This window comes from Staphylococcus sp. GDX8P80P, assembly GCF_017893095.1.
Taxonomy (GTDB): Bacteria; Bacillota; Bacilli; order Staphylococcales; family Staphylococcaceae; genus Staphylococcus; species Staphylococcus borealis.
The window spans coordinates 1-8,978 of record NZ_JAESMI010000096.1 but is presented as its reverse complement, the minus strand read 5'-3'; the positions used below and the strand labels follow the sequence as shown (position 1 = coordinate 8,978).

At 35.2% G+C, this 8,978-nt stretch carries 8 protein-coding genes; 7 read left to right on the top strand and 1 reads right to left on the bottom strand.

The annotated features are described in order from the left end of the window. Positions 1 to 84: 84 nt before the first annotated feature. Positions 85 to 1,176 carry a peptidoglycan release complex CPBP-like subunit SdpC gene (gene sdpC / locus KA858_RS08880; protein WP_210135482.1) on the bottom strand — a complete coding sequence of 364 codons (1,092 nt, stop codon included), beginning with the start codon at positions 1,174 to 1,176 and terminating at the stop codon, positions 85 to 87. Between the two features lie 255 nt (positions 1,177 to 1,431). On the opposite strand from sdpC, the gene hutG reads away from it, so the two are divergent. The 7 genes from hutG to KA858_RS08845 all read left to right on the top strand — a co-directional run bounded on the left by hutG (position 1,432) and on the right by KA858_RS08845 (position 8,637). Continuing rightward, positions 1,432 to 2,367: a formimidoylglutamase gene (hutG, locus tag KA858_RS08875; RefSeq protein WP_070854612.1), complete on the top strand. Its 936-nt coding sequence runs from the start codon at positions 1,432 to 1,434 to the stop codon at positions 2,365 to 2,367. 199 nt (positions 2,368 to 2,566) lie between these two features. Then, positions 2,567 to 3,742, top strand: coding sequence for a SulP family inorganic anion transporter (locus KA858_RS08870; RefSeq protein WP_210135481.1), 1,176 nt, complete (start codon positions 2,567 to 2,569; stop codon positions 3,740 to 3,742). Beyond that, on the top strand, positions 3,739 to 4,863 hold the full coding sequence (locus tag KA858_RS08865; protein ID WP_210135480.1) for an amidohydrolase: 1,125 nt from the start codon (positions 3,739 to 3,741) through the stop codon (positions 4,861 to 4,863). Before KA858_RS08870 ends, KA858_RS08865 begins: the two co-directional genes overlap by 4 nt. A gap of 128 nt (positions 4,864 to 4,991) precedes the next feature. Then, entirely contained in the window at positions 4,992 to 5,873 is an 882-nt protein-coding gene (locus KA858_RS08860) for an SDR family oxidoreductase (RefSeq protein ID WP_210135479.1), read from the top strand. A gap of 80 nt (positions 5,874 to 5,953) precedes the next feature. Then, positions 5,954 to 6,565 carry a flavin reductase family protein gene (locus KA858_RS08855; protein ID WP_210135478.1) on the top strand — a complete coding sequence of 204 codons (612 nt, stop codon included), beginning with the start codon at positions 5,954 to 5,956 and terminating at the stop codon, positions 6,563 to 6,565. 118 nt (positions 6,566 to 6,683) lie between these two features. Next, entirely contained in the window at positions 6,684 to 7,994 is a 1,311-nt protein-coding gene (locus tag KA858_RS08850) for a Na+/H+ antiporter NhaC family protein (RefSeq protein ID WP_210135477.1), read from the top strand. Positions 7,995 to 8,121: 127 nt separating this feature from the next. After that, on the top strand, positions 8,122 to 8,637 hold the full coding sequence (locus KA858_RS08845) for an SRPBCC family protein (protein ID WP_107629234.1): 516 nt from the start codon (positions 8,122 to 8,124) through the stop codon (positions 8,635 to 8,637). The last annotated feature ends 341 nt before the right edge of the window (positions 8,638 to 8,978 follow it).

Here is an 8,978-nt window from a genome sequence, read left to right as displayed (position 1 = left end):
AAAATAGCACCATCATATTAATTATGTCCTAGGCTTTTTAAATATCTTGTGAGTCTTTATAAGAAATCACAAGGCGTATAAGCTTTACTTATCCGTTTTATGATTCGCTGTGTCATTTACATGGTCGATTTCATCTTTGGCATCATCAACAACAGATGAACGTCTTTCTTCTTTATAAGCCGTATTCTCTTTAAGTTCTACATCTGAACTACTTGAAGATGTCTCAGACTGTGATGCGTGACTTACACTGTCATCGCTGTTAGGATGAGTGGTCTTGTTGTCTTCTTTGTCAGCACTTGTGTCATCAGCTACATCTTCACTATCTGAGTCTGTAATGTCGTCATCATTCACATGATCTAAATAATTGTTAGGTTCGACTTCATCTAGTGAACGATTTGTTGTTTTATATACAATAAATCTAATGATTAAACTTAAAATGATAAAGATAATACCCACTAATGTTGTACTCAAAGCAATGACTTTCATTGAGAACAAGTCACCAGTTTCTTCACTAAATAAGAATACTTGCGCAAATGTCATTGCGGCATGGAATACAACTGCAATATAGATTGTACGCCCTTTTGTTGCACGAATTAATTCACCGATAATCATTGAGAACATGAATGTATATAAGAAGTGATATCCTGCATATTCCATTCCGTAAGTTGTATTTGCTGCCCAAACAGAATAAATTAAACCAACAATGATTGAAGCAAAAAATGTATTCACTTTATTTTCAACAATATTTTGTAAATATGAACGGAATCCAAATTCCGCAAAAAATGCCATTAAAAGATGACCGATAATGATTGTTGGCACTGATACAGATAAATCAGTTGCTTGTAATAAAATGAAACTATCGGCAAAAGTATTAAAACTAAACATGCCAATCATGAAAATCACTAGCGGTAAAATCAGTGCTAGTAATATACGTTCAATAACTCTGATATCAACTGAAAATTTTAATCCAGCTAATTGAGCACGTTTATCTTTAAATGCAATAATACAAACAACTGCTGTGATAAACGGTGCAAGGTCAGTAAGATCAAATACAAAACGCTTGATACCTACTGTTGCTTGGAAATCTCGTAGGATTAATGATAGCGCCATCGTAACTACGAAGAATACGAATATTGTTAACGCCCATTGAAATCCTGATATACGATTCGTCTTCATTTATGTAACCTCCATTAGGGTAACCGTAAAATCTCTTTCTTTAATATTATACATATTACAAGGGTATAAATAAATTGTCCATTTTAAATATCATTAAAATGTAATAGTCTTGAATTATTTTTATATGATTGAAAACAATTTTTAATGTCTTAAATTAATTTGAAAAGGGTAAGCAAAAGTATAACGTAACATTAACGATGCATTACATTGTGGTGTAAGATAATGGTATAGAGTAAATCAATAGGGGGCAATGAAATGTATACACAAGGTAATCCGCAACTTTGGACAGGTCGTTTAGATAGCGACACAGATCCCAAACAGTTTAGACATTTTCAAACAGTACAATTTGCTAATTTAGAAAAAATGGAAAATGTAGGAGAGAAGACAGGCGTTGGTTTCTTAGGATATGCGGTTGATAAAGGTGTAGAGAACAATAAGGGTAGAGTAGGAGCAAGAAAAGGACCAGACGCTATTAAACGTGAGTTTGCGAAACTTCCGGATTTAAGTGAGTGTGATATGCTTGTTGACTATGGCAATGTCTCACATACGAATGACTGTCTAAGAGAGACGCAACAGGAGATGGCACAGTTATCCGCTAAAGTTATTCAACAACATCAGCAAGCCTTTCTCATTGGTGGTGGACATGATATTGCCTATGCCCAATATTTAGCGACAAGAGATGTCTATCCAGATGCTTCAATTGGCATTATAAATATTGATGCGCATTTCGATACACGACCTGATGAACCACCTACATCTGGCACGATGTTTCGAGAAATACTAGATAATGATGATAAGGCTGATTATTTAGTACTAGGATTAGCTCAAGGTGGTAATACGCGCGCATTGTATGATTATGCGAAAGACAACGATGTTATCTATGTGTATGCGGATGAACTCTTACATCAAGTATCACCTACCATTAAAGATAAAGTAGAACGATTTATTCACGATCATGATACGATTATGTTTACGATATGTATGGATGTGATTGATAGTGCGTTTGCGCCAGGCGTTAGTGCACCAAGTGTATTGGGATTATATCCGCATTCAGTATTTGAAATTAGTAAACGAATCATATTAAGTGAAAAAGTATCTTCCATTAGTATTGCAGAGACCAATCCTGACTATGATGTAGATGATCGTACATCTAAATTAGCAGCAAATTTAATTCATCATTTCTTAGTATAAGTATCAATAATTAACGTGAATGATAAGACTATACCGTTAACGATGACGTATCAATTGCTTATAAACCATTTATTCATATATGTGGGAGCGGGACGTTGAATTCAACTAGAATTCAACGTCCCGCTCTTTTTCTAATTTAAATTGATAGAAAAGTTTGACAATTATGTTACGATATAAACTAATAGGGGAGTGACTGGTGATGAAACGATTAAGCTATAAGCAACAATGGCGTGGTGATGTTGCACAAAATATCTTGGCTGGTATCTTAATGGGGTTAGCATTACTCCCAGTATCTATAGCTTTCTCGTTTATCGTGCATATTAGTCCTACTGTAGGGTTGATGAGTTGTGGATTAATGATGTTGTTTATAAGTTTGCTAGGAGAACGGATTAGTATGGTATCTGGTCCTAGTAGTGGTATTTCTATTGTAGGTGCACCACTTGTTGAACAATACAATGTTCATTATTTAATTATGTCAACAATTGTAATGGGCATCATTTTGATTATCTTTGGGTTATGTCGTATAGATAAGATACTCCATCATATTCCTGATACTGTGGTTATAGGATTTATGAATGCCCTGGGTATGTTACTACTTACGACACAAATAAAATATATCTTTGGCATTACAACTGCAACGTATTATGTAGCAATTGCAACATTTCTTATCATTTATTTATCCTCGAAATTGATACGATTGATACCGGCGCCACTAATCGCCATCATCGTATTAACAGTAGTAAGTTATTTAATTAAACCCAATGTTCAATTGGTACATGATTTAGCACAAATTCGACTTACTCTCCCTAAGCCTTCTGTTTATACAGAATTACTAAATGCACATGCACTTAGTATTATCTTGTTATATGCATTAACCATGGCTATCATTTCTGTCGTTCAAACCAATCTTACTAACGATATGATGGACACCATAACGCAAAGTGAATCGAATAAAGATCGTGAAGTGATGGGTCAAGGGTTAGCTAATGTGTTAGTTGGATTTCTAGGTGGCTATGGTTCAAGCGCTTTAGTAGGTCAGTCAAAGTTTAATTTTAAAATGGGCGCCACAACACGGTTAGCGACATTGATTACTGGAATGTTTCTTTTATCATGTGTTGTCATTTTGGGCCCAATTGTAGGATTAATTCCTATGGCAGTTTTGGCATCGGTACTCATTACGATATCCTTAAATACGTTTGATAGACGTACATTTAAACATTTGAGAGAAGCGCCAATTACACATGGCATCGTTATGATGATAACGATGATATTAATTTTAATGTCTCACAATTTAGCTATTGGTGTCGTTATAGGGACATTGATTTATTATGGTATTCACTTTATTTTCAAAAAGAAAGGACGACAATCGATATGACAACGTTTAATGACTATGTCAATTGGAGACGAACATTTCATCAATTTCCTGAAGTATCTCAGAAAGAATACGAAACGACGAAACGTATAAAACGTATATTGCAAGCATATGATATTAAAATCATTGACCTTCCTTTAGAAACAGGTCTCATAGCTGAAATTGGTCAAGGAGAACCATGTATTGCTGTACGTACAGATATAGATGCGTTACCGATTACAGAGCAAGTTGACCATGAATTCACTTCAACTAATGAAGGCGTGATGCATGCGTGTGGTCACGACATTCATATGGCTAGCATCTTAGCTATTGCCACTAAATTAAAAGAACAAGAGCAAACACTTAAAGGTCGTGTGAAATTGATATTCCAACCTGCAGAAGAAACGGGTTATGGTGCTAAAGCAATTGCAGAGACAGATGTCTTAGATGATGTCAAAGCTATTCTTGGATTCCATAACTATCCAACATTAGATATTGGAGAATTTGCAATTAAGGCTGGTCCTATTACGTCCGCTGTTGATCGTTTTGAATTTAAAATTCACGGTAAAGGTGCGCATGCTGCGAAACCTGAACAAGGTAATGATCCAGTTATGGTACTCGGTCAATTAATTACAAGTCTACAAACGATTGTAAGTCGAAATATATCGGCTTTTGATAGTGCGGTAGTGACGATTGGAGAAGTATCATCTGGTAATACATGGAATGTAATTGCTGATCAAGCTTATGTCCAAGGCACAGTGCGTTCGTTTAAACCTGAGATTCAAAATTATATAGAACAGCGATTTCATGAGATAGCCCAAGGGTTAGAGCAATTATTTAATGTAGAAATTGAGGTTGTTTATACCAGACTTCCAGGAACGGTAGTCAATGATGCGTACTTAACGCAACATGCTAAAGAAGCCGCTAAAAAGGTCGGTTATAACATCATTGAATTAGAGAATCCATATACGATTGGTGAAGATTTTTCTGGTTTATTAGCTAATCATCCTGGTGTGTTTGCATTTATTGGTTCAAATAGTAAATACGATCTACATCATCCGAAATTTGATCCAGATGAACGTATACTTGAGAAAGTCCCAGAATATTTTATAACGCTCATTGATCAGTTGTTTGAAGCGATTTAATTTAATTCATCGCCAATGATGAAATTTAAATATGGTGTGTGTGACTGTGTGATATTTTTCAATAATTGATTTAAAAATCAAAAAGAACGGGTAAACAAACACTAAACATGCTTTAGGAGTTGAATAAAATGGGCGCACAAGATCCAAGAACTAAATTTAAGTCATCTGATTTTGAAAAACAAGAACAAAATTTACCAGGACTTCAATCCAATTTAACACCACAGCCTGATTGTGGGGAAACTTCCTATGAGGGGCATCATCGTTTATTGGATTATAAAATGTTGGTAACGGGAGGCGATTCAGCAATTGGACGTGCTGCTGCTATCGCTTATGCGAAAGAAGGCGCCGATGTTGCCATTAACTACCTTCCAAGTGAAGAACAAGATGCGCAAGAAGTTAAAGACGTTATTGAAAAGGCAGGACGTAAAGCTGTCTTAATACCTGGGGATGTTCGTGATGAACAATTTAATTATGATTTAGTTGAACAAGCGTATAATGAACTAGGTGGTTTAGATAATGTGACATTAGTAGCAGGTCATCAACAGTATCATGACACATTACAAGGATTTGATACGCAATCGTTTAAAGAAACATTTGAAACCAATGTATATCCAGTATTTTGGACCGTGCAAAAGGCATTAGATTATTTACAACCTGGTGGATCTATAACAACAACATCATCTGTTCAAGGCTATAATCCCAATCCACTTATTCACGACTATGCAGCATCAAAAGCAGCCATCATCTCACTCACGAAAAGCTTCTCTGAACAATTAGGAGAGAAGGGGATTCGAGTGAATTGCGTTGCACCTGGTCCATTCTGGTCTCCATTACAAATCACTGGAGGTCAACCACAGTCTGCGATACCACAATTTGGTCAAGATACACCACTAGGTAGAGCAGGACAACCTGTAGAGCTAGCTGGCACATACGTCCTACTTGCTTCTGAGGACTCAAGTTATACAACTGGTCAAGTCTTCGGTGTAACTGGTGGTATTCAAATTAATTAAATATAAAATTGTAAATCCAACGCAAGGGTTTGAATAAGACTCTTGCGTTTTTATAATGAAATGAGTAGGAGTGATAGAGCGTGAAGCACATTGATCCTAAGCAATTAACAGATATTCAAAATTATAAATTATTAAGTGGTTCGATTATTCCAAGACCTATCGCATTTGTTACATCTTCAGATAGCGAAGGGCGTTTAAATGCCGCACCATTTAGCTTTTTCAATATCGTTAATAATGCGCCACCTATGATTGCTATTTCCGCACAAAGAAAAGCAGGAAAACGCAAAGATACCGCAATCAATATTGAAAACGTTAAATCATTTGTTGTTCATATTACGGATGAAGATAATGTTGAAGAAATTAATAAAACTGCAGCGCCAATCCAACCTGAAGACAATGAACTTGATTTGACTGAACTCCATATGATTACTTCTGATATTATTGATGTACCAGCAATCAAAGAAGCCAAAATTAGATTTGAGTGTCAACTTGAACAAATGATTTTATTAGGCTCTGAAGATGAGGGTGCCGACTTAATTATTGGAACAATTGTTAAGTATCATATACAGGACGATGTATATTTTGAAGACAGTAAAATTAATGCAAATCAACTCAAACCTGTTGCACGTTTAGCAGGTAATGATTACGCTAAATTAGGAGAGCAATTTACAATTGAACGACCCAATCGTTAATGTCATGTCATTAACGATGATTTTAAATATGCAATTTCCATAAAACTTTATTGACGTTATGACAGTATTCTTGTAACTTTAATAATAAAATTATTTTTATAAGGAAAGTAGGTTAAGTATGGAAGAACAAAGAAAAGGCAATGCATGGGCGTTACTGCCACTAGTATTATTTATTGCCTTGTTTTTAGGTGTTGGTGCAGTTACAGGTGATTTTACAAATATGCCCCTTAATGTAGCAATCACAATTACTGTTATCGTTGCCTTAATTATGAATAGAAAAGAAACATTCGCTAATAAAGTTGAGGTATTTACAAGAGGTGCAGGTCATTCAAACATTATTTTGATGGTCTTTATCTTTATATTGGCCGGTGCCTTTTCAACCACAACTGAAAAAATGGGTGGCGTTGAATCAACTGTAAATTTAGGTTTATCATTAATACCGCAGAATTTAATTATCGTTGGTTTATTTGTAATATGTATGTTTGTTTCTATTTCAATGGGTACTTCAGTAGGAACCGTTGCGGCATTAGCACCTGTTGGCTTTGGGTTTGCTCAAGCAACGGATATTCCAGCAGCGTTAGCAATGGGTACGGTTGTAGGTGGTGCCATGTTCGGCGATAATTTATCAATGATTTCTGATACAACAATAGCTGCCGTTCGAACGCAAAAGACACGAATGAAAGATAAATTTAAAGTGAATTTTTGGATTGTATTACCAGGAGCACTATTAACAATCGTTGTCTTATTCTTCCTTACTAATGGCATTTCAATAGATCACTCTAAAAGCTATGACTACAATTTAATTAAAGTCATTCCTTACGTATTGGTATTAGCCTTAGCACTGATTGGTGTGAATGTAATCATCGTTTTAATCGGTGGTACATTATTATCTGGTTTGATTGGCTTGTTTGATGGTTCTTTTGGTTGGAAGGGATTATTACAATCAGTATCAGAAGGAATTATTGGTATGGAGGATATTGCAATCATTGCAGTGCTAATTGGTGGTTTAGTTGGAATCATTCAACACAATGGTGGCATTGAATGGTTATTGAATTTTGTTCGTTCTAAAGTTAAAACGAAACGTGGCGCAGAATTTGGTATTGCTGGATTAGTGAGTGCTGCAGATATTGCAACAGCTAATAATACAATTTCAATTATCATGTCGGGGCCACTTGCGAAAAATATTGCTGATGAATATGATGTTGATCCGCGTAAATCTGCAAGTTTGTTAGATATATTTGCGGGATGTTTCCAAGGTTTTTTACCTTATAGTCCACAAGTCATTGCAGCAGCTGGCGTGGCAAGTATATCTCCGTTTAGTGTTATGCCGTATTGCATTTATTCCTTTTTACTAGGAATTTGTGGCATTTTAGCTATTATATTAAGATATCCACGTGTTAAAGCTAAGCCGAACAGCAATCCTAAGTAATCAGCTCAGTTGTGTAGGTTGTTTTTTATTAAGAAATTTAAAATAATTAAACATTTTAATAGTTCAAAGTTTGGAACTGTATTGAAATACGTTAAAATAGAAGTAAGAGTGAAAGTAGGTGAAACAAGTGGCAAAATATAATGTAGAGAATGAACATGTTGAAATTCATATCGAACGCTTATTGAAATACTCACCAGAATTAGTATATCAAGCTTGGACAGATGCAGATTTATTAAAACAATGGTTTATGACTTCTCAACGTACAAATAAATCTATTGATGTAGATATGAAAGAAGGCGGTTCATATCGAATTGTGGATTCACGTAATGGGCGTCAAAATATAATTCAAGGTACATATCAAGAACTCGTTAATAACGAATATATTAAAATGACAATTGGTATGCCTGGATTAAGTGATCAAGAAGATATTATTGAAGTCGAATTTGAAGAACGTGAAAGTGGCGGTACACAAATGTTCTTCTATTATCAGTCATTAGTCGAACGTGAAAGACGTTTAACAACATTAGAATATAAACAAAAGAAAAAAGAATATCATGACTCAACTGTTCATGGTTTAGAATTGATGTTCGATAAAATGCATCAAATACTTGAACAATATGTAGAAGATAATCAATTATTATAATCAATGACTGAAACGACTACGAACATTGACAGTAGTTGATCGATTTCAATTAACAATGGGCTCATGATATCTCATGATATCTCAAGATATCTCAAGATAAGTCAGTCATAAAAGTAGGGGTGTAAATAAATAATATAATGAAGCTATTTTGCAAATTCGCAGTAGCTAACTGAACTGAGAAGGCGCTTAAATCAAGCTTTTCTCAGTTCTAGTCATCCTTGCGGGCGGGGCCCTAACAAAGAGAATTTCACTAAGAAATTCTACAAGCAAAGCAAGTTGGGAGTGGGACGACGAATTTAAAAGAATTCTGTCCCACTCCCATTCCTACGATTAGTCAAGTA